This window comes from Bradyrhizobium sp. 62 (assembly GCF_023073035.1).
In the GTDB taxonomy this organism is placed as follows: domain Bacteria; phylum Pseudomonadota; class Alphaproteobacteria; order Rhizobiales; family Xanthobacteraceae; genus Bradyrhizobium.
Genome location: NZ_JADPIT010000032.1, coordinates 149,444 through 169,837, shown reverse-complemented (window position 1 = coordinate 169,837; position 20,394 = coordinate 149,444). Strand labels below are relative to the sequence as shown.

General features: G+C 64.8%; 18 protein-coding genes. 6 read left to right on the top strand and 12 right to left on the bottom strand.

Annotated elements, in window-relative coordinates:
• Window positions 1-174: 174 nt before the first annotated feature.
• The 6 genes from IVB47_RS30215 to xylB form a co-directional block, all read right to left on the bottom strand.
• Complete coding sequence (locus IVB47_RS30215) at window positions 175-612, bottom strand: T6SS immunity protein Tdi1 domain-containing protein (RefSeq protein WP_247438130.1); 438 nt, start codon at window positions 610-612, stop codon at window positions 175-177.
• A 231-nt stretch (window positions 613-843) separates the two neighbouring features.
• On the bottom strand, window positions 844-1,146 hold the full coding sequence (locus IVB47_RS30210; RefSeq protein WP_247399717.1) for a hypothetical protein: 303 nt from the start codon (window positions 1,144-1,146) through the stop codon (window positions 844-846).
• Window positions 1,147-1,485: 339 nt separating this feature from the next.
• Window positions 1,486-2,433: an ABC transporter substrate-binding protein gene (locus IVB47_RS30205; protein WP_247288403.1), complete on the bottom strand. Its 948-nt coding sequence runs from the start codon at window positions 2,431-2,433 to the stop codon at window positions 1,486-1,488.
• A 96-nt stretch (window positions 2,434-2,529) separates the two neighbouring features.
• Window positions 2,530-3,570 carry a ribose ABC transporter permease gene (locus tag IVB47_RS30200; protein ID WP_247466922.1) on the bottom strand — a complete coding sequence of 347 codons (1,041 nt, stop codon included), beginning with the start codon at window positions 3,568-3,570 and terminating at the stop codon, window positions 2,530-2,532.
• Entirely contained in the window at window positions 3,563-5,092 is a 1,530-nt protein-coding gene (locus IVB47_RS30195; RefSeq protein WP_247466919.1) for a sugar ABC transporter ATP-binding protein, read from the bottom strand. Before IVB47_RS30195 ends, IVB47_RS30200 begins: the two co-directional genes overlap by 8 nt.
• A 210-nt stretch (window positions 5,093-5,302) precedes the next feature.
• Window positions 5,303-6,748 carry a xylulokinase gene (xylB, locus tag IVB47_RS30190; protein ID WP_247468126.1) on the bottom strand — a complete coding sequence of 482 codons (1,446 nt, stop codon included), beginning with the start codon at window positions 6,746-6,748 and terminating at the stop codon, window positions 5,303-5,305.
• 143 nt (window positions 6,749-6,891) lie between these two features.
• Here xylB and IVB47_RS30185 point away from each other — a divergent pair, with 143 nt between their 5' ends.
• The 4 genes from IVB47_RS30185 to IVB47_RS30170 all read left to right on the top strand — a co-directional run bounded on the left by IVB47_RS30185 (window position 6,892) and on the right by IVB47_RS30170 (window position 11,779).
• Window positions 6,892-8,145: an MFS transporter gene (locus IVB47_RS30185; RefSeq protein WP_247466916.1), complete on the top strand. Its 1,254-nt coding sequence runs from the start codon at window positions 6,892-6,894 to the stop codon at window positions 8,143-8,145.
• A gap of 24 nt (window positions 8,146-8,169) precedes the next feature.
• Window positions 8,170-9,363, top strand: coding sequence for a M20/M25/M40 family metallo-hydrolase (locus IVB47_RS30180; RefSeq protein WP_247466913.1), 1,194 nt, complete (start codon window positions 8,170-8,172; stop codon window positions 9,361-9,363).
• 74 nt (window positions 9,364-9,437) lie between these two features.
• Window positions 9,438-10,526, top strand: coding sequence for a mandelate racemase/muconate lactonizing enzyme family protein (locus tag IVB47_RS30175; RefSeq protein WP_247466910.1), 1,089 nt, complete (start codon window positions 9,438-9,440; stop codon window positions 10,524-10,526).
• A gap of 104 nt (window positions 10,527-10,630) precedes the next feature.
• The gene (locus IVB47_RS30170; RefSeq protein WP_247466907.1) at window positions 10,631-11,779 is read left to right on the top strand and encodes an amidohydrolase; all 1,149 of its coding nucleotides are present in this window, start codon (window positions 10,631-10,633) and stop codon (window positions 11,777-11,779) included.
• A 6-nt stretch (window positions 11,780-11,785) separates the two neighbouring features.
• Here IVB47_RS30170 and IVB47_RS30165 read toward each other — a convergent pair whose 3' ends face one another.
• A complete protein-coding gene (locus tag IVB47_RS30165; protein ID WP_007607539.1) occupies window positions 11,786-12,001 on the bottom strand; it encodes a hypothetical protein in 216 nt (71 codons plus the stop codon).
• A 93-nt stretch (window positions 12,002-12,094) separates the two neighbouring features.
• Here IVB47_RS30165 and IVB47_RS30160 point away from each other — a divergent pair, with 93 nt between their 5' ends.
• Window positions 12,095-12,880, top strand: a complete 786-nt coding sequence (locus tag IVB47_RS30160; protein ID WP_247466905.1) for a DUF72 domain-containing protein — start codon at window positions 12,095-12,097, stop codon at window positions 12,878-12,880.
• Here the strand turns inward: IVB47_RS30160 and IVB47_RS30155 are convergent.
• Complete coding sequence (locus IVB47_RS30155) at window positions 12,877-14,064, bottom strand: CoA transferase (protein WP_027568736.1); 1,188 nt, start codon at window positions 14,062-14,064, stop codon at window positions 12,877-12,879. The two genes, IVB47_RS30160 and IVB47_RS30155, sit on opposite strands and share 4 nt — an antisense overlap.
• A 165-nt stretch (window positions 14,065-14,229) precedes the next feature.
• Here IVB47_RS30155 and IVB47_RS30150 point away from each other — a divergent pair, with 165 nt between their 5' ends.
• A complete protein-coding gene (locus IVB47_RS30150; protein WP_247466903.1) occupies window positions 14,230-15,117 on the top strand; it encodes a hypothetical protein in 888 nt (295 codons plus the stop codon).
• Between the two features lie 149 nt (window positions 15,118-15,266).
• On the opposite strand, the gene IVB47_RS30145 is transcribed toward IVB47_RS30150, so the two are convergent.
• The 4 genes from IVB47_RS30145 to IVB47_RS30130 all read right to left on the bottom strand — a co-directional run bounded on the left by IVB47_RS30145 (window position 15,267) and on the right by IVB47_RS30130 (window position 20,354).
• Window positions 15,267-16,616, bottom strand: a complete 1,350-nt coding sequence (locus IVB47_RS30145; RefSeq protein WP_027568734.1) for a carbohydrate porin — start codon at window positions 16,614-16,616, stop codon at window positions 15,267-15,269.
• A gap of 136 nt (window positions 16,617-16,752) precedes the next feature.
• Window positions 16,753-17,814, bottom strand: coding sequence for an ABC transporter permease (locus tag IVB47_RS30140; protein WP_247430780.1), 1,062 nt, complete (start codon window positions 17,812-17,814; stop codon window positions 16,753-16,755).
• The gene (locus IVB47_RS30135; protein ID WP_247430777.1) at window positions 17,811-19,337 is read right to left on the bottom strand and encodes a sugar ABC transporter ATP-binding protein; all 1,527 of its coding nucleotides are present in this window, start codon (window positions 19,335-19,337) and stop codon (window positions 17,811-17,813) included. The genes IVB47_RS30140 and IVB47_RS30135 overlap by 4 nt, the downstream gene beginning before the upstream one ends.
• Window positions 19,338-19,388: 51 nt before the next feature.
• Window positions 19,389-20,354, bottom strand: coding sequence for a sugar-binding protein (locus tag IVB47_RS30130; protein ID WP_247360128.1), 966 nt, complete (start codon window positions 20,352-20,354; stop codon window positions 19,389-19,391).
• Between the last annotated feature and the right edge of the window lie 40 nt (window positions 20,355-20,394).

Genomic DNA, 20,394 nt, shown 5'->3' with positions numbered 1-20,394 from the left:
CGGCTCGGCTTATCTCCTGAAGGCAGACATGGCGGGCCTGTAAGCGAAGGTCAGCAACGGGCCAAATGCAGACTTATTGGAGCCATGGGAAACGCGCTTTCGCTTCTCGTTCAGCGACGGCTGGCGTTTGGAGAGCAGTAGAAGTGCGCACAAGGGAGTACCACACTCTGAAGCTTAATCGGTGATCTTTAGCCGGATCTGGGCTCCGTCGGGAAGATCATTGATCTGTTTCGCAACGTGGCCCGAGAATGAGATCAGTTCTGCTCTATCGATAGTTCCAATATTGGCGAGCGCGTAAGCACCGCCCAGGGGGGCGGGGATTTTCAGGCAGTAGCATCGCTGAGCATCTGGCATCCCCAACGTTGTGCGAACTTGTTCAACGAGTTCGCGCATAGTCCAATCTTTCAAGAATTCGTCCGTATCTTGCAGCCTTGCAAAGTTCTCTCCGTTGATCGCGACAACCTCGCAAGTCAATTCCTCTGGGCAGATGCGCCAATATTGCCCGTCTTCATCAGTGAAGATCACATTGCCAAATTCATTCTGCATGACAAATGCACGTGGCCGTACCCCCCGCCAACCCCAAGCATCAACTATCTCATTATCGATGTGCATCGCATCATGCTATAGGTGTGAAGGTCACCTGCCAATGTCTCGTTCGGGTCACAAGCTGCCCTTGGCAGGCTACTTCACATTGGTCGGCTCATCTCCCAGAAGCAGACATTTCGGCTTTCCGAGCGAAGGTCGGCATCGGGCCCAGAGCCGACGTTAGCGGGCGCGTTGCTAGGACTAGTTCGGGTTCTGGCTTTCCGACCAGCTTCGTTATCGGCACCGCGAGCGAGGCAATCAGTTGGAGCGCCGGGAACGGGAAAACTTGAAGGCAGCAGAAACCCTGTCGTAGGCTTCGAGGGCAGCGTCGGTCGACAGTTCGATCATTTCTCGGAACCGTCCATCGCTCACCTGCGTGAAGCTTTGGCGTATGGCTTCGGTGAGTTCACCATCGCTGACAGATGGTCCCTTGGGGGTCGTTCGCCCCGTAAGCTGATTGAATAAATTTAGCCGGTAGGTGTCTGCCGCGACTTGCAAGGCCCGGTCGTGCAGGTCGTCCGCCTTGCGCATCTTTATCGGCTGCTTGGAGAGGTTAACCATTTCGGTCAGAATATCCGCAAACTTCCCAATATCAAGTACGTGAGGTTCTCATCGTTCCTGAGAGCCGGCTACGCAAAGGCGTGCCTCGTTAGGTCCGCTGAGGGTCACAAGCTGAACTGGTGCATTGAAAGCCAGGGGCCCGCTTCGTGTCGAAAAGCGGACGTCGGCTGGTCGAGCCTGCGACTATGATGAGAGACGGGATTTGAACCTACGACCTCATGATCATGAGCCTAACGAGAGAGCGGTCGACCCAGCCCCGGTCAAACGCTGCATGCCGAGCTAGCACCACGCCACGCAAGCCGGCCAGCGCCGCACCCGGCGCCGGCCGTCTTCCGCCTGCTACTGCGAGCGGTCCGAGGTCCAGCCCTTGTACTCGCCGACATTGTCGCGCGTCACGAGTTTCGACGGCAGCAGCTCGACGGTGGACGCCGGCTTCTGGCCGTTGAGAATGTTGACGCCGACCTGCACGGCGCGGCGGGCCATGAAGAACGGGTCCTGCGAGGCGGAGGCCTGGATCTGCGTCGCCTGCGGGTCCTTGAGCGCTGCCTCGATATCGGGTGCGCCGTCGACCGCGGTGATGATGATGCCGGTGCGCTGTTGCTGGCGCGCCGCAAGGTCGGTGCCGATCGCCTGCGGATCGTTGATGGCGAAGATGGCGTCGATCTTGGCGAAGCGGGTCAGATAGCCCTGCGCCACCGTGAGGCCGCCTTCGCGCGAGCCCTTGCCGTCCTGGTCGTTGGACAGGACCTTGATGCCGGGATTCTTGCCGAGCACGTTCTTGCAGCCGACGACGCGGTCGATCACCGCGGAAACTTGCGGGCCGTTCTCGATGATGACGTCGCCCTTGCCCCCGAGCTTGTCGACGATGTACTGGCAGGAGATCTCGCCGGCCTGGACGTTGTTGGTGGTCACCGTGGCGTCGGCGCCTTCGGCCGCGGTGTCGACGGCGACGACGACGATGCCGGCGGCCTGCGCCTTCTTGATCGCCGGGCCGACCGCCTTGGGATCGCCGGGATTGAGCAGGATCAGGTCGACGCCCGCGGCAATGAAATTGTCGATCTGGGTGACCTGCTTGCCGAGATCATATTCGAAGCCGACGGTGGTGATCTTCACGTTGGGGTTGGTCTTCTTGGCCTCGAACTCGGCGCCCTTCGACAACGCGACGAAGAACGGATTGCCGAGCGAACCCAGCGAAACGCCGATCGACTTGAGCTCCTTGGCGCCGGACGGCGCGGAGCTCAGGACGAGCGCCATCGCGGCGCCGGCAAACGAGATCGACTTCAACATTGGCTTCCTCCCTGGTCTGTTTGAAGCTCCGGCACGGCGACCAGTTGCCGTGACGGAATGAACATGAGGGCGCAGCGCCCGCTGCATTTCTTGCTCTCAAGTGCGCGCCGAGCCCTGCAGCCGATAGCGGTCCAGTGCGACCGCGCCGATGATCACCAGACCCTTGATCACATATTGCCAGACGTCGGACACGCCGATCAGGATCAGGCCGTTCGACAACACCGCAATGATCAGCGCGCCGACCAGCGTTCCCCAGATCGAGCCGATGCCGCCGACAAAGGAGGTGCCCCCCAGGATCACGGCGGTGATGGCGTCGAGCTCGTAGGATTGGCCGAGTTGCAGGCCATTGGCGGCATAGAGCCGCGCCGCCTGCATCGCGCCGCCGAGACCGGCGAGCAGGCCCGACACGCCGTAGACGAAGATCAGCACGGCCCAGACCTTGATGCCGGCGAGTCGCGCGGCGCTCTCGTTGCCACCGACCGCGTAGATGTGCACCCCGAGCACGGTGCGCTTGAGCACCAGCCACGACACCAGGATGACCAGCAACGCGATCACCCAGAGCCACGGAATTGACAGGACGCCCGGAATGAGGGTCAAGGCGCCGTTGCCGATGAAGGCATAGGGGATCGACGGATTGAACACGGTGGTGTCGGCGCCGAGCAGGCGCGCCGCGCCGCGCACGGCGGTCAATGATCCCAGCGTGACGATGAAGGGCGGCAGGCGCATCAGCGCGATCAAGCCGCCATTGAGAATGCCGAAGACCGCACCGGTGAGCACCGCGGCCGGCAACCAGAGCACCCCGAGATCGGGGAATTTGGAGATGATCAGCCCGGCCATCGCCGATGCCGCCAGGATGGAGCCGACCGAGAGGTCGATGCCGCCGGTGAGGATGACGAAGGTCATGCCTGCGGCCAGCACGGTATTGACCGCGGACTGCTGCACCACGATGCCGATGTTCTGGCCGGTGAAGAAGCGGCCGTCCGACAGCACGTGAAAGCCGACGCACAGCAACAGCAGCACCGGCAGCATGCCGACCGCGCGAATGATCATCCGCGTCCGCTGCCGCTTCGTCTCCTGCGCGGCGGCAAGACCGGACGCCACGGGGGCCGCTTTCGCGGAAGCGCCGTTCTCAGGCATCGAGCTGCTCCGTTCCGGTGGCGAGGGCCATGATCTCCTCCTGACTGAGCGGCGATGTCGCGTCGCGCCGGATCTGCCCGGCGATATGTCCCGCGCGCATCACGATGACGCGGTCGCAGATGCCGATGATCTCGGGCAGGTCGGACGAAATGACGAGAACCGCGGTGCCCGACTTCGCGAGATTGTCGATGATCGAATAGATCTCGGACTTGGCCCCGACGTCGACGCCGCGCGTCGGCTCGTCGAGGATCAGGATCTTCGGGCCGATCGCGAGCAGCCGCGACAGCAGCACTTTCTGCTGGTTGCCGCCGGAGAGCCCGCCGGCGGGAACACCGACATTCGCAGCACGGATGCCGAGGCCCGCGAACGCGCGCTTGGCGCGGTCACGGGCCTTGTCGCGGTCGAGGATGCCGCCGAATTTCGCATCCCGGCCGAGCACCGCGAGATTGATGTTGTCGAGGCAGGACATGTCGAGGAACAGGCCGAGCGCCTTCCTGTCCTCGGTGAGATAGGCAATGCCGGCGTCCAGCGCCTCCCCCGGCGTGCGGATGGAGACCGCCCGCCCCTCGATCTCGACATGGCCCGACACCATCGGCGCGGCGCCGATGATGAGATGCGCAAGCTCGGTGCGGCCGGCGCCGACCAGGCCGGCAAGGCCGACCACCTCGCCCGCATGCACCGTCAGCGAACATCCCTTGACGCGCCTGCCGTCCGCGATGTCGACGGCCGCGAGCACGGGAGCTCCCGATCGCGCCTCATTCTTGGGATCATGCTCCTTCTTGTAGAAGGACGAGACGTCGCGTCCCACCATCATCCGGACGATGGTGTCGGCGCGGATGTCGCCCTTGTCGAGCGAACCGACCAGCGTGCCGTCGCGCAGCACCGTGACGCGATCGCCGAGCGCATAAACCTCGTCCATGCGATGCGAGATGTAGATGATGGCGAGACCTTCGGCGCGCAGCTGGCGGATCAGCGCGAACAGCCTTTCGCTCTCACCGGCCGAGAGCGCGGTGGTCGGCTCGTCCATGATCAGGATCCTGGAGCGGGCGTGCAGCGCGCGCGCGATCTCGACCAATTGGCGCTGGCCCATCGAGAGATTGGCGACCAGCGTCTGCGGCGTGAAATCCGCGCCGAGCCGCGCCAGGATCGGACCGACGCCGGCCTGCATCGCCTCGCGCGCCAGCAAGCCGCCGCGGGAGACCTCGCGACCGAGATAGATATTCTCCGCAACGCTCAGATTGGGGGCGAGCGAGAGTTCCTGATAGATGATCGCGATGCCGGCCGCGCGGCCGCCGAGCGGGCCGCTGATCTGCACGGGCTGGCCGTCGATGCGGATTTCGCTGCCCGGGTCCGGCCGGTAGGCACCCGACAGGATCTTCATCAGGGTGGATTTGCCGGCGCCGTTCTCGCCCATCAAGGCGTGGATCTCGCCGGCGTAGACGGTGAGGTCGACGTCGCGCAGCGCCTTGATGCTGAAGAACGATTTAGAGACCCGGCGCATCTCGAGGATGGGCTCGCTCATCACACCTCCCCGATGCGCCGACGGCGGCATCGCAATCTCACCCGCGTCTCGTTGGTCCCCGGCGCGGGTGCGAGCATTAAACAAAAGGTTGTGGCGCAGGGCAATACCTCCCGCACGCCGACCAACGGTCCGACGCTGCTTTTATCTTTTGCAGACGGAACCGATCTCGCGCGTGATGCCTTTTCTTCGCCACATCATCGCGTATCGCGATCAGCGCCGCGGACGGTACAGGCGGCGCCATTCGGGCAGCCGCTCGGCATAGGCCTGCGCAAGCGCGCCGTCGGGCTCGAACGTCTCGACGCGCCGTGGCGCGGTGCAGACGGCGTCGATCGCCTCACCGGTGACGGCGAGGCGGCCGAGCCGCGCCGCACCGAATGCCGCGCCCGTCTCGCCGTCGGCAAAGCGATGCATGGGGATGTTGAGGACATTGGCCAGCACCGACAACCAGAACCGCGACCGCGAACCGCCGCCGATGACATCGGCCTCCGCGATCGCCAGTCCTGTCTCGGCAAGCACGTCCCGGCAGTCCGCAAGCGCGAAGGCGACGCCTTCGAGTACGGCTTGCACGATCGCGTCACGATCGGTGGCGTGACTGAGCCCATCGAGCATGCCGCGCACATCCGGGTCATCGTGCGGGGTGCGTTCGCCGGAGAGGTACGGCAGGAAGCTGACCGGCGACGGCGCCCTCGGGCGCAACCCGAGCGGCGCCAACAGGTCGGCCTCGGAAGTCCCCAACAGCCGCGCGATCCAGGCCAGGCACGAAGCCGCCGAGAGGATCGCGCCGGCCTGAATCCATCGGTCGGGGACGGCGTGACAGAAGGTGTGCACGACCCGCTCCGGGTCGGCCGCGATCGTCTTGGTCGGCACCAGCAATGCGCCGGAGGTTCCGAGCGAAATGAAGGCTGCGCCGGGATTGACGGCGCCGATGCCGACGGCTCCCGCCGGATTGTCGCCGGCCCCGCCGGCGATCATCGGCCGCCCGGTCATGCCCCAGCGCTGCGCCAACTCGCTCCGCAGCCGTGCCGCCGGCGCGCAGCCCTCGACCAGGCGCGGCATCTGCCGGCGCGACAGCGCGGTCGCGGCGAGCCCCTCGTCCGACCAATCGCGGCTGACAACATCGAGCCACAGCGAACCCGAGGCGTCCGAAACATCCTCGATCGCCTCGCCCGTCAGCACCAGGCGCAGATAGGCCTTGGGTTGCAGCACGAGTTTTGTCGCCGCGAAGATCTCCGGTTCGTGCCTGGCGACCCACAGCAATTTTGGCGCGGTGAATCCCGGCATCGCCTTGTTGCCCGTCGTCGTCCGCAAGGCGGGCCAGCGTCCCTCCAGCTCGGTGCATTCCGCAAAGGACCGTCCGTCATTCCAGAGAATGCAGGGCCGCAACGGCGTGTGACTGGCGTCGAGCAGCGTCGCGCCGTGCATCTGGCCGGACAGGCCGATGCCCTCGACCTCGGCCAGCTCGCGCGCCTGGTCCGCCTTCAGCGCGTCCAGCGTCGCGAAAGTCGCCTCGATCCACTGTGCCGGCTCCTGCTCGCAATGGCCGGGACGCGGCGAGGAGACCGTAAGCGACCGGCTGCGGCTCGCCACCACGCGCTGCGCGTCGTCGACCAGAACGATTTTAACGGCGGAGGTGCCGAGATCGATGCCGAGATACATGATGCTACTTGCCTTGCGCGTCCAGTCCGCTGCGCGTCCATTCCCTTGTGCGTCCATGACATCGCGGCCATGGCGGTCCCGATGTTGGCATGCACCCGCCAATCATGTAACCCCACCCGAAACCTTCTCGGGACGCAACGCCCATGACCACCGCCGCCACCCACGACGCGGGAGCCACCCGCGCGCTGATCTTTGCGCTGCTTGCGCTGGCCTGCGGGCACATGCTCTCGACCTTGCTTCGTACCATTCCCGCCGTCAGCCTCGACCTGATGGCGGCGGATTTCGGCATCGAACCCCAGGCGCTGGCGAGCCTCACCTCGGTCTACCCGTTCGCGTTTGCGGCTGCGCAGATCCCGGTCGGTGCGGCGATGGACCGCTTTGGCGTGCGGCCGGTGTCGCTGAGCCTGCTCGCGGGAACCGTGGTCGGCGCCATCGCGTCGGGCTTTGCGACGGGACCCGAAAGCTTCGCCGTCGGTCAGGTTCTGCTGGGCGTTGCCACCTCCGGCATGCTGATGTGCCCGATGACGTTGGCGGCCAAGCAATTGTCGGCCGCGCGCTTCGGGCTGTGGTCGGGCGCGATCCTCTCGATCGGCAATATCGGCATGCTGTTGTCGTCGAGCCCGCTCGCCTTCGTGGTCGACACTTACGGCTGGCGCGCCGGGTTCTGGATCTCGGCGCTCGGCGGCGTCGCCGTGGCGCTCGCGGTGTTCCTGCTGGTGCCGAGCCAGCCCGCCGAGCACAAGGACGAATCCTCGCCGCTGTCGCAGATGCTCGAAGTGCTCAGGCTGGGGCTGTCGCGGCCCTTGCGCGGCCTGATCGCGCTGGCGCTGGTGTCGCTCGCGACCTCCCTGGTGCTGCGCGGCCTGTGGGGCGGGCCGTGGCTGATGCAGGTCAAGGGATTGTCGCGGGTCGATGCCGGCAACCAGCTCGGCGCGTTCACGCTGGCGATGATTGCCGGTCCGCTTCTCGTCGGCATGATCGACCGCAGGATCGGCCGCCGCCGCGCGCTGGTGGCGGGAACGCACCTGGTCGGCGCATTGCTGCTGGCGCTGATGGCGCTAGGGGCGCCGCACTACGCGGTCTCCGTGTTGTTCGGCGTGCCCGTGATGCCGCCGCAATACGACCTGGTGCTGTTCGTGCTCATCGGCTTGGCGACCTCGGCGCAGCCGCTGCTGTTCGGCATGTCGCGGCAGCTGGTCGACGCGCAAGTGGCAGGCAAGGCACTCGCGGCGATCAATCTCGCCTTCTTCCTCGGCGCGGCGCTGATGCAGTCGATCACCGGTGCGGTGGCGGCGTTCGCGGGGCTGCCGGCGGTGCTGCTGTTCATGGCTGCCATGCTTGGCATCGGCGCGCTGATCTTTTTGGTCTACACCTCGCCAAGACCGGCGATAGAGTAGAGTCCTGCATCAAGGGGATATCTCATGCCTGTCGACACCAAAGCCGCGACCGACCGCCTCATGCGCTTTCTCGCCGTCGAGGGCGTCACCGGACAGGAGGCCGCGATCGGGCGTGAGCTCACGGCCGCGCTGAAGGAGAGCGGCGTGCCGGCGAAGGCGATCCGGCTCGACGACGCCAATACCCGCATTCCGGTGCCGACCGAGACCGGCAATCTCATCGTCGACCTGCCCGGCCGCGGCGCGCTGCACAACCAGCCGCGCATCATGTTCATGACCCACATGGATACCGTGCCGCTATGCGCCGGCGCCAAGCCGAAGAAGTCGGGTCGCAAGATCGTCAATGACGCCAAGACCGCGCTCGGCGGCGACAACCGGTGCGGCTGCGGCGTGCTGGTGACGCTGGCCGCCGAGCTCGAAAAGCAGCAGCTCGATCATCCGCCGATCACGCTTTTGTTCTGCGTGCGCGAGGAGAGCGGGCTCTACGGCGCGCGCCACGTCAAGCTCGACGAACTCGGCTCGCCGGTGATGGCCTTCAACTATGACGGCGGCTCGGCCTCCAACGTCGTCATCGGCGCCGTAGGTGCCGACCGCTGGACCGTGGAAATCTTCGGCCGCGCCTCGCATGCCGGCGTCGCGCCGGAGCGCGGCATCTCCTCGACCATGATCATGGCCCTCGCGCTCGCCGATGTGAAGGCCGGCGGCTGGTTCGGCAAGGTGGTCAAGCGCAAGCAGCAAGGCACCAGCAATGTCGGCCCCGTCACCGGCGGCGAAGGGCGGCCTGCGGGCGATGCCACCAATGTCGTCACCGACTACGTGCATGTGCGCGGGGAAAGCCGCAGCCATGACGGAAAATTCTTCAAGGAGATCACGAAAGCCTACAAGGCCGCGTTCGAGAAGGCGGCCAAGAAGGTCACCAACGCGCAAGGCAAGTCCGGCAAGGTCAAGTTCAAGGCCGAGACCGATTACTTCCCGTTCCGCATGAAGGACAACCTTCCCGTCGTCAAACGCGCAGTGGAGGCCGTGTCCGCCGTCGGCGGCACGCCGAACGTGCGCACCGCCAATGGCGGCCTCGATGCCAACTGGATGGTCCGCCACGGTGTTCCGACCGTGACCTTCGGCGCCGGCCAGAATGAGGTGCACACGGTCGACGAGTGGATCAATCTGGACGAATACGATCGCGCCTGCGCGCTGGCCGTGCAGCTCGCAACGATGCGGTGAGCTGCCTTGCACGGCGCGCGCTTGCCGGACGGTGCGCGCCGGCCTAGCCTGCAAAGAAAACGCAGGGAGGCCGCATGGCACGCATTTCAAACATCGAGACCGGATTCTACCGGATCCCCCTCCCCGTTATGCTCTCCGACTCGACCCATGGCGACATGGCGGCGTTCGAGCTGATCACCTGCCGCATCCACGATGCCGATGGCGCCGAAGGCGTCGGCTACACCTACACAGTCGGGCGCAATGGCGGCGCCGTCGCCGACATCCTCAAGCGCGAAATCCCGCCGCTGGTCGAGGGCCGCGAGGCCGATGACACCGAGGCGATCTGGCATCAGGTCTGGTGGGCGCTGCATTACGGCGGCCGCGGCGGGCCGGCGGTGCTGGCGCTTTCGGCACTCGACATCGCGCTGTGGGATTTGAAGGCGCGGCGCGCGAAATTGCCGCTGTATCGATTGCTCGGCGGGTTCGATGCGCGCGTGCCCTGCTATGCCGGCGGCATCGACCTCGATCTCTCGGTCGAGGCGCTGCTGGAGCAGACCGACGGCAATCTCGCCAAAGGCTTTCGCGCCATCAAGATGAAGGTCGGCCGGCCCGATCTCAAAACCGACATAGCGAAGGTCTCCGCGATGCGACAGCATCTCGGCGACGGCTTTCCGCTGATGGTGGATGCCAACATGAAATGGACGGTCGAGGAAGCGATCCGCGCCGCCCGGGCGTTCCAACCCTACGATCTCACTTGGCTCGAGGAGCCGATCATTCCCGACGACGTCGCGGGCCATGTCCGCATCATGCAGGCCGGTGGCGTGCCGATCGCGGCGGGCGAGAATTTGCGTTCGCTATGGGAGTTCAAGAACTACATCGTCGCGGGCGCGGTGTCCTATCCCGAGCCTGACGTCACCAATTGCGGCGGCGTCTCCGCCTTCATGAAGATCGCGCGGCTGGCGGAGGCGTTCAACCTGCCCGTCACCAGCCATGGCGCGCACGACATCACCGTGCACCTGCTCGCGGCCTGCCCGAACCGGTCGTATCTGGAGGCGCACGGTTTTGGGCTCGACAAATATATCGAGCATCCGCTGGTGCTGCAGGACGGGTCTGCGCTCGCGCCGGACCGTATCGGCCACGGCATCAGCTTCGATTGGGACGGGTTGGCGAAGCTGTCGGCGTAGGCGGGACGCGTTGCTGCACGCGAGGCATTCGCTGACGCCTGATGCAAGCTGCGGTTATTCGGCTATGGTGTTGAGGCCGACACACAAGCTGTGAGATTCCCGCCTTGACACCCGAGCTGCACCAGAAACTGACCGCGTGGCGCCAGCATTTGCATGCGCATCCCGAACTGTCCCTCCAGGAGAAAGCCACCGCCGCCTTCGTGCAGGACAAGCTCACCGAACTCGGCATTCCCTTCATGTCTGGCATCGGCGGCCACGGCATCGTCGCGACCCTGACGCGCGGGCACGCCCAGGGCCGCGTCGGCCTGCGCGCCGACATGGATGCGCTGCCGATCACCGAAGATACGGGGCTCGCCTACGCTTCGCAAAATCCCGGTGTGATGCATGCCTGCGGCCATGACGGGCATACCGCTTCGCTGCTCGGCGCCGCCGCGCTGCTCGCCGCCGACACCAGCTGGAGCGGGACGGTCGATTTCATCTTCCAGCCGGCCGAGGAAGGTTATGGCGGCTCGCGCGCGATGGTCGCGGCCGGGCTGTTCGAGCACTTTCCAATGCAGCGGGTGTTCGGATTTCACAACTGGCCGGGCCTTGCCGCCGGCACCATCGCAGTCCATGACGGCGTCGTCATGGCCTCCGGCGGGCGTGTCAGCATCACCATCGACGGCCATGCCGGACACGCCGGCATGCCGCATCTGACCCGCGATCCGGTGATGACGGCCGGCCATTTGATCGTGGCGCTGCAATCGATCGTGTCGCGCAGCGTCGATCCGCTCGACACCGCCGTGCTCTCGCTCTGCACGCTCGAAGGCGGCACGGCACGCAACCAGATCGCCGGACGCGTTTCGATCGGCGGCACGCTGCGTTACCATCGCGATGCGGTGAAGGACACGGTCGTGGCGCGGATCGAACAGATCTGCGCCGGGATCGCCACGAGCTTCGGCCTCAAGGTGACCCCCGAGATCGTCATTGGCGTCGGCGTCGTGATCAACACGCCGGCCGAGGCGGATCTCGCGCGCCTCGCCGCGGACAAGGTGCAGGCCGAGCTGCGGCGCGATCTCGCGCCCAGCATGGCCGGCGAGGATTTCGCCCACTTTCTCTCGCGGCGCCCCGGCGCCTTCGTCTGGATCGGCAACGGAGAATTGCGGGACGGCGCCGAACTGCACGGCCCGCGCTATGATTTCAACGACGCGATCCTGCCGGTGGCATCAGGCTGGATGGCAGAAGTCGCCAAGGCGGCGCTGGCCTCGAACTAGGCCCGCTCAGGAGATCTCGCGCGGCAGCTTCCAGCCCGGCTTCGGCTCGAACGTCTCCTCGACCTGCGCGACGTGATAGCCGGCAGGCAGAAGCCTGCCGCCCTCCTCGTCCGCGACCGGCACGTCGGTCACCAGCCCCTCGATCAAGGCGGCTTCCCACACCTCCTTCTCGGAGGGAAAGGGGTCGCCGATCTGCTTGTTGCCTTCGAACAGCGCGTACATCGGTTCCGGTCCTGCGTTGATCAAGCTCACGAGCAACGTATCGGCCGCACGGACGTTCCCATCCGGCAAATGCAACGGATGGACACTGCAAACATGGCGCGCGTTCTGATCGGAACTTCCGGCTGGCATTACGCCTCCTGGCGAGGCCCGTTCTTTCCCGAGGGCGTGACGCTGAAGCAGCAGCTGAGCTATTACGCCGGGCAGTTCGACACCACCGAGCTGAACGGAGTGTTCTACCGCACCCCGACGCCCGAGGCCGTCAAGGGATGGCGAGAGCAGACCGGCCGCGATTTCGTCTTCGCCTGGAAGGCCTCGAAATTCATCACGCATTGGAAGCGCCTGTCGGATCGCTCGGTGAACAGCCTCGAGCTGCTCGAGGATCGCATCTCACGGCTCGGCGGCAAGGCCGGCCCGATCCTGTTCCAGCTGCCGCCGCAATTCGAAGCCGACGCGGACCGCCTCGCCGGCTTCTTCAAGCTGTTGTCGCGGAAGCGGCGTTACAGTTTCGAATTCCGTCATCCCAGCTGGTATCAGCCGCGCATCTTGCGGATGCTGGCCGACGAGAACATCTCGCTGTGCCTGTCCGACCATCACGACGCACCCGCGCCGTGGAAGCGCACGGCGGATTTCGTCTATGTGCGCGGACACGGACCAAGCGGGCGCTATCACGGGCACTATACGAAACCCACGCTCGCGCAATGGGCGCGGCGCATCAAGTCCTGGAAGCGACAGGGTTGCGACGTCTACGTCTATTTCGACAACGACCAGAAGAGCGCGGCGCCCGCCGATGCCCGGGCGTTGAAGCAATTGCTCAACTTGCGGCAAAGCGCGGCGATCACAACGGCAAGCCGCCATGCAGGTGCCATTGTTCACCGCTAAACGATGCCGCCTTGCCGGAGCGCCGCGATCGCGGCCTTGTCGTAGCCGAGCTCGGTCAGGATAACATCGGTATGCTCGCCGAGCGTGGGCGGGCGCGTCGCGATTTTGCCGGGCGTTTCCGACAGGCGGACGGCGGCCCGCGCCACCGGTGCGGGCTTCGGCAGACCTGGATAGTCGACGTCCTGCATGAATCCGGCGGCGCGGACGTGCGGATGATCCAGCGCTTGTTGCGGGCTCAGCACGGGGCCGGTCGGAATCATGGCCTTGCCCAGGGTGTCGACGGCTTCCTGCGTGGTGCGCTCGGCGCACCAGCGCGCCATCCGCTCGCTGATGACAGGGCCGTTGTTGCCGCGGCTGATGTCGTCGGCAAAGCGCGGATCGTTCAGCCAGACCTCCTCCTCGCCCATCAGTTTCGCCCAGCGCTTGAACAGCGGATGCCCCGTGACCTGGCACAGGACCCAGCCGTCCCTGGTGCGGTAGATGTCGGCGGGCGCCGCGGTCTGGCCGAGATTGCCTGTCGGCACCCGATTGACGTTGATGACGGCCTGCTCGATCAGCGTCGCGTTGGTGAAGGACAAGGCGGTTGCCAGCAATGCGCCCTCGACGATCTGCCCTCGCCCGGATTTGCCGCGCTCGATCAGCGCGGCGAGCGTGCCGAACGCGCAATGCAGCGCGGTCCCGAAATCAACCCAGTTGACCGCGGCCCGGTAGGGCGGATCGCCGGCGCCCGTCATGTACACCGAGCCCGACATCACCTGGCCGACGCCGTCGAAGCCGACGCGGTCGGACCATGGCCCCGGCCCGCCGAACGCGGTGGCGGTCGTCAGGATGATGTCCGGCTTGATCGCCTTCAGCGAGTCGTAGTCGAGCTTCATCGCGCGCAAGGTCTGCGGCGGCAGATTGGCGACGACCACGTCCGCGGTCGCAATCAGGCGGCGCATCACCTCCTGCCCTTCCGGCTTCATCGGATCGAGCGTGAGGCACTTCTTGTTGCGGTTGACCTGAAGGAACAGCGCACCTTCGCCGTTTTCGCCGACCGGCGCCACGAAGCGATCCTCGCTGCCGTCGCGCTTCTCCACGCGAATGACCTCGGCGCCGAATTCGGCCAGCAAGGTCGCGCAATAGGGCCCCGCGATATAGCGCCCGAAATCGAGAACCCGGACGCCGTCCAGAACCCCTCCCATCGATCTTTTTCCTTTGTGCTTTTCGTCAGCTTACAGGGATTGGCATTTGCGGCAAGGTGGCAACGGAGACCATGTCCACCCTCGAGAGTGATCGGGCGAATCATTTCGACTGGCGGAAATTGTGCTCTAGTATGGACCTGTCCCTCCCCGATCAGAGCCTTGTCCATGCCGCAACAATTCGATCGATCCCAAGAAGATCTCGGCAACGCGATCCATTTCGAGCACGTCAACATCCAGGTCCCGGACCAGCGGCTTGCCACGCTGTTCTATGTCGCAGGCCTTGGGCTCACCCGCGATCCCTATCTGATGGTGTCCGACAACAATATGTGGATCAACGCCGGACGAAGTCAGTTTCATTTGCCGAGCGGCCGGCCGCAGGTGCTGCGCGGTCATGTCGGGCTGGTCATCGCGGGCCGCGAGGCGCTGCTGGCGCGATTGGCGTCGGTCGCGAAGAAGCTCGAGGGCACCGCGTTCGCCTTCACCGAGCATAACGACCATGTCGAGGCGATTTGTCCGTGGGGCAACCGCTTGCGCTGCTACGAGCCCGACGCCGCGCGCTTCGGCCGCGTCGCGCTCGGCATTCCCTATGTCGAGTTCGACGTGCCGGTGGGATCCGCCCCGCGCATCTGTGCCTTCTACCCCGAGATCATTGGCATGCCATCCGAGTTGCGGAACGGCGACGGCACGGTTGCCGCCGTGAAGACCGGCCGCGACCAGCATTTGTTGTTTCGCGAGACCGATCGGCCGCAAGGCGACTATGACGGCCACCATGTGCAGATGTACATCACCGATTTCTCCGGCCCTTATCGCAAGCTGCTGGCGCGCGATCTGATCTCGCGCGAGGACAATCAATATCAGTACCGCTTCTGCGACATCGTCGATCTCGACAGTGGCGAGCCGCTGTTCACGGTCGAGCACGAGGTGCGCAGCGCAACCCATCCGATGTTCATGCGGCCGATGGTCAATCGCAATCCGGCGCTGAACAATCGCAACTACGCATCCGGCCACGATCAATCGCTTTGGGCGATGGGACCGGACCAGTACGAGGGATAGGTGATCACCAAGTCCCGCGCCTGGCCGCAGCAACGTCGTAATGACCGAAGTCGCGGCCGGGCGGCTCCGCTGAGTGGAGCCGCCACATGTTGTGCGCTCCGGTGGGACGGGCATGCCCCACCTTTCGCATCAGACGGGTGAGCGTCCCGTCAGAAGTGGACCTCGGTGCGCATGCCAAGAACCACGGCGTTGTCGGTCTTCACGCCCACCGCGTTGTAGCCGCGCCCACCGGGATTGATGACATACTGGGCGTCGAACTTGAGGTTCAGCCAGCCGGTCGCCTGCCATCCGTACCAGACTTCGAGCGGCACTTCGTTGCCGCCGGCGTTGGGACTGAGGGCAGCCGTGTTCACGTGGGTCGTTCCCACCGCGAAGCCGACTTCGTCCTGGGGACGCCACGAGAACGTTCCGGTATGCCTGAAGCCCAGGGCGATCTGGTAATCCTGGTACGAGGTCCGATGATCGGCGACGGTGGTATTGAGGAAGGTATACCAACCCTGCGCGCCGGGACCCTCGACGGTCAACCGCTGCAGGATCGACTCGTAAACGCCGAAGCGGCCGCGTTGATCACTAATATTTTGATCCGGGACGCCACCGACGCCCGGGATGGTGCTGATAACACCCGGAAGACCGCCATCAATGGAGGAGGCGCTGTCGTACCAGCCGCCAAGTCTCCAGGTCCCGGTCAAGGGGCCCTTCGGCGCCCAGACCAACTCCACCGGCACCATCACGCCACTGGCGCGATTCGAGGCGGGAATGCCGGGCAGGAAGTAGACGCCCGGGTCTGACGTCGTCAGGTAACCCGGATTGGCATCGTAGACACCGACCGACACCGTGAATTCCGGCGCGATCTTGTAATGCACGACACCGGCCCACTGGCTCACCGGCCAATTGTAGATGTAGCCACCCTGGATGTTGCCGGGCTGACCGCCGCAGAAGGTCAGGTTGATGAACTCGCACAGCCCGAAGAAGAAGTCGGAGCCGACCGGAAGACGGCCGCCCTTGAGTTCAAGGCGGTCATCGAAAAGCTTCTGCGAGTAATAGAGCTGCGTCAGGCGCAGAATATTGCCGCGGCCGAACACTTCGTTGGTCAGCTGCAAGGCGGGAATGTCCGCTTCGGTATTCAGGTTCTTGCCGAAGCGGTCGACCAGCGTGAGACCGACGGTGCCGCCGGGGATGCCGGCGAGTTTTCCCATATCCAGCTTCGCGCCGAACCACAACTGACCGGCGTTGGCTGCGGTGTTCCTGCTTCCACCCGAGAGGTTGCCGACGGATTCGTTGCCGAGCGTCAGGCCCAGCTCGATGCCCTGTTCCTTTAGCTTGGTCCTGCCGAGATCGCCGAACAGATACGGCCGCGTCCAGAAATCGTCAGCCGTACCATACGGAACAGGTGCAGCTTTCGTCGAAAAATCGGCCGCATATACTCCACCGCAAAACAGCGATGAGAAAGCAATCCCCACACCGCACACCCCTGCGGTGTTTATAAACCTGCGCAACATTTTACTCGTCCTCCCGCCGTCTCAGGCTTTGCTTGTTTCGCCTCACGTCCCTGCCCAAAGCCCTCGAGCCTGGAACGCACTCCCTCCCCAGCGGCCGCCGACCAGGCAGCCTTGTGTCAACTGGAGCCTGGATCCGTCATGCCCGATCACCCGTTCTCGCCGGCAACGCATCCGCGGCGCGCGGTGACGCGCCTTGGACTTGATCGGCCAATGTCGATTTCGGCACGGCGCGGGCGACGCCGGCCAGTGCCTGCTTGCGCCGCCGTCGCGCCTGCAATTGCTGATCCGCCAACACGCCGATCAGAATGACCGTGCCCATCACCGCGAAATTCAGCGAATTGGGAATGCCCAGGATGTTCACCAGGTTCTGCAACACCTGCAGCAGCGCCGTGCCCAGCACGATGCCGAGAATAGACCCCTCGCCGCCGCGCAAGCTGCACCCGCCCAGGACGGCGGCCGCGATCGCGTAGAGCTCGTAGAAATTGCCGAAGGAGCTCGGCGAGACCGAGTTCGTGTAGAACACGAACAAGACCGTCGAAACTCCGGCGAGCCCGCCGCTGATGATATAGGCGGTTGCGATCACGAAGTTTGTGTTGATGCCCGAGAAGCGCGCGGCTTCCTCGTTCTTGCCGACGGCATAAAGCCAGCGCCCGTAGACCGAGCGGTGCAGCAGTACGCCGAGGATCAGCGCAAGGATGATCAGGAGGATGAAGGTGTTCGGGATTCCCGCCACATTGCCCGAGGCGATGTTGCTCAGTGTCGCCGCCTCGTCGCCGTAACCGAAGCCGCGGGTCGAATCGCTCGTGTAGTAGCGGGCGGCGCCGCGATAGATCAGCAACCCACACAGCGTCACGATGAAGGGCTGCATCTTCAGCCGGGTGATCAGGAACCCCTGGATGCCGCCAAGCACCAGCCCGCCCAGCAGCACGGCCACGAGCGCCAGGGGCCACGGCACCTCGTAGGTCGTCAGAAGGTCGACGAACACGACGCCGAGCAGCGCAAACATCGAGCCGAGCGACAGGTCGATGCCGCCGGTGATGATCACGAGCCCCTCGCCGAGCGCGAACACACCGAACAGGCCAATCAGATTGGCCATGTTCAAGAGGTTCACCAGCGACAGGAAGGCGGGATTGATCGCGCCCGTGATGGCGGCGATCACCACCAGCAGCAATCCCAGACCGAGCTCTTTCCTGATCATGGCGCGACCGCTTCCGCGGTTTCGAGCGCCTGGCCCATGGCCAGTCGCAATACGTTGTATTCGCTGAACTGCTCCCGCTCGAGCACGCCGCTGACGCTGCCTTCATGCATCACCGCCACGCGGTCGGAGACGCCGATGACTTCCTCCATGTCCGACGAGATCATCACGATCGCGACGCCCTGGTCGGCAAGCTCGCGCATCAACGCGTAGATCTCGCCCTTGGCGCCGACGTCGATGCCGCGGGTCGGCTCGTCGAAGAACATCACGCGCGGCTGCATGGACAGCCATTTGCCCAGCACGACCTTCTGCTGGTTGCCGCCGGAGAGCGTCACCACCTCCATGTCGATGCTTGGCGCCTTGATGGAGAGGCGCCTGACCTGCTCTTTCGCGACCTTGCGCTCGGCTGCGCCGCTGACCAGCCACATCCGCGCATGATCCAACAGGCTCGCCAGCGTCATGTTCTCGCGGATCGGCAATTCCAGCACGAGCCCGGATTTCTTGCGGTCCTCCGGCACCAGATAGATGCCTTGGCTGATCGCGTCGCGTGGCGATGCGACAGCGACCGGTGCGTTGTCGATCCTGATCTGGCCTCCCAGCAGCGGGTCAATGCCAAACGCTGCGCGGGCAAGAGAGGTGCGGCCGGCGCCCACGAGCCCCGCCAGGCCCAGGATTTCGCCATGCCGCACGGAAAGATCAACCTGCCGGTCGGGGAAGGCTGATGTTACGACGCCGACGATATCGCAGCCGCCCGGCTGCGGCGCCTGTTTCGGCGGGGTATGCAGCGCTTTCAGGTCGCGGCCGATCATCAGCCGGATCATTGCGGCGTGGCTCAGCTGGTCCCGCGCCAACTCGCCAACAGTGCGTCCGTCGCGCAGAACAACGACGCGGTCAGCGCAGGTCATGATCTCGCCGAGCCGGTGAGAGATATAGATCACCGAAATTCCGTGCGCCTTCAGATCGGCAATCACTTCCAGCAGCCGTTCCGTCTCCGAAATCGTCAGGCTGGAGGTCGGCTCGTCCATGATGATCACGCGGGCGTCGATCGAGAGCGCCTTGGCTATCTCCACCATTTGACGCTCGGCGATGGAGAGGTCTTCGACCAGCGTATCCGGTGCGAAATCGGCACCCAGCCGCTCCAGCAGCGGCGTCACGCGATCACGCATCTCGGCATTGTCCACCAGCTTCAGCGGCCCGCCCATCAGCTTCTCGCGCCCGATAAACACGTTGGCGGCGACGTCGAGATTTTCGAACAGGTTCAGTTCCTGGTGCACGAAGGCGATGCCGGCCTGCGTCGCCTCGGTCACCGTCACACGTGCGTGGTCGGTGCCGCCGATGCGGATCACGCCCTCGCTCGGCGCGATCACGCCGCCCAGCACGCGCATCAGCGTCGACTTGCCGGCGCCGTTCTCGCCGATCAGGCCCACGACCTCGCCGCGATCCACGCGCAAACTGACGTCATCGAGGGCCATGACCCCGGGATAGGATTTGCTGATCCCGGCGAGTTCGAACAGGATTTCCGCCATTCATTTCCTCCCGCACGACGCCCGGCGGCCGTGCCGCCGGGCGCCTGATACTCACTTCTTGAGGAGGTTCTTCATGTCTGCGGTGAACGCCGCGACGTTGGCCTTGCTGATTACCTTGGTCGGCACGATCAGCTTGCCGCCCGCCGGGATCCAGGACTTGTCGCCGTTCAGCGTCTTGATGATGTTGGTGGCGGAGAGATAGCCGAACTCGTAGGGCTGCTGCACCACCGTCGACTCGATCGTGCCGTCGGAAACACCCCGCAGCGTGCGCTGGTCCTCGTCGAAACCGACGATCTTCACCTTGCCGGCCTTGCCCGCCGCCTTGACCGCGTCATAGATCAGCGGCGTCTCGTAGCTCCAAAGCCCGGACAACAGCGCGATGTCGGGATATTTGACCAGCACGTTCTCCATGTTCGCCTTGGCCTTGGCGAAGTCCACCTGGTCGGTGAACACGTCGACCAGCTCGACCTTGGTGCCGGCGATCGCGTCCTTGATACCCTGCACCCGCTCGCGGGCATTGTCCGCGTCCATCGTGCCGACGAACAGCGCGATCTTTCCGCCGTTCGGCAGCGCCTTCTTGATTTCTTCGCCAGCCTGCCGCCCGGCCGCGACGTTGTCGGTACCGATATAGGCGAGACGATTACTCTGCGGCGCGTCGCTGTCCGTCGTGATCAACACGGTCTTGGCCGCAACCTTGTTGAGCTCTTCGGTTGCGTGCGGCGCATCGTCGACCGAGATCGAGATACCGGCGACGCCGCGCACCAGCAGGTCGTCCAGCTCGCGCCGCTGACCCGCCGCGGTCGCCTCGTTGGTAACGATCAACTGGATGTCGTATTCCGGGTGCTCCTTCTGAGCCTTTTCGAGCCCTCGGCCGGCGATGGTCCAGAAATCGGCCGCGGCATTGGTCACCAGCGCGATGGTCTTTTTCTGCTGGGCCTGCGCCGCCCCCGTGGCAAGCGCCAGCGCAGCTGCGGTCGCAAACAGCGACACCATGAGTTTCTTGATCGATCCGTTCATGTACACCTCCCTTGGTCACCCCGGTTCAGGGGTTTCACAG

What these genes read in the sequence shown, in the direction of transcription:
- IVB47_RS30215 (WP_247438130.1), bottom strand. Translation starts at nt 612, where the DNA reads ATGCACATCGATAATGAGATAGTTGATGCTTGGGGTTGGCGGGGGGTA.
- IVB47_RS30210 (WP_247399717.1), bottom strand. Translation starts at nt 1,146, where the DNA reads ATGGTTAACCTCTCCAAGCAGCCGATAAAGATGCGCAAGGCGGACGAC.
- IVB47_RS30205 (WP_247288403.1), bottom strand. Translation starts at nt 2,433, where the DNA reads ATGTTGAAGTCGATCTCGTTTGCCGGCGCCGCGATGGCGCTCGTCCTG.
- IVB47_RS30200 (WP_247466922.1), bottom strand. Translation starts at nt 3,570, where the DNA reads ATGCCTGAGAACGGCGCTTCCGCGAAAGCGGCCCCCGTGGCGTCCGGT.
- IVB47_RS30195 (WP_247466919.1), bottom strand. Translation starts at nt 5,092, where the DNA reads ATGAGCGAGCCCATCCTCGAGATGCGCCGGGTCTCTAAATCGTTCTTC.
- xylB (WP_247468126.1), bottom strand. Translation starts at nt 6,748, where the DNA reads ATGTATCTCGGCATCGATCTCGGCACCTCCGCCGTTAAAATCGTTCTG.
- IVB47_RS30185 (WP_247466916.1), top strand. Translation starts at nt 6,892, where the DNA reads ATGACCACCGCCGCCACCCACGACGCGGGAGCCACCCGCGCGCTGATC.
- IVB47_RS30180 (WP_247466913.1), top strand. Translation starts at nt 8,170, where the DNA reads ATGCCTGTCGACACCAAAGCCGCGACCGACCGCCTCATGCGCTTTCTC.
- IVB47_RS30175 (WP_247466910.1), top strand. Translation starts at nt 9,438, where the DNA reads ATGGCACGCATTTCAAACATCGAGACCGGATTCTACCGGATCCCCCTC.
- IVB47_RS30165 (WP_007607539.1), bottom strand. Translation starts at nt 12,001, where the DNA reads ATGTACGCGCTGTTCGAAGGCAACAAGCAGATCGGCGACCCCTTTCCC.
- IVB47_RS30160 (WP_247466905.1), top strand. Translation starts at nt 12,095, where the DNA reads ATGGCGCGCGTTCTGATCGGAACTTCCGGCTGGCATTACGCCTCCTGG.
- IVB47_RS30155 (WP_027568736.1), bottom strand. Translation starts at nt 14,064, where the DNA reads ATGGGAGGGGTTCTGGACGGCGTCCGGGTTCTCGATTTCGGGCGCTAT.
- IVB47_RS30150 (WP_247466903.1), top strand. Translation starts at nt 14,230, where the DNA reads ATGCCGCAACAATTCGATCGATCCCAAGAAGATCTCGGCAACGCGATC.
- IVB47_RS30145 (WP_027568734.1), bottom strand. Translation starts at nt 16,616, where the DNA reads ATGTTGCGCAGGTTTATAAACACCGCAGGGGTGTGCGGTGTGGGGATT.
- IVB47_RS30140 (WP_247430780.1), bottom strand. Translation starts at nt 17,814, where the DNA reads ATGATCAGGAAAGAGCTCGGTCTGGGATTGCTGCTGGTGGTGATCGCC.
- IVB47_RS30135 (WP_247430777.1), bottom strand. Translation starts at nt 19,337, where the DNA reads ATGGCGGAAATCCTGTTCGAACTCGCCGGGATCAGCAAATCCTATCCC.
- IVB47_RS30130 (WP_247360128.1), bottom strand. Translation starts at nt 20,354, where the DNA reads ATGAACGGATCGATCAAGAAACTCATGGTGTCGCTGTTTGCGACCGCA.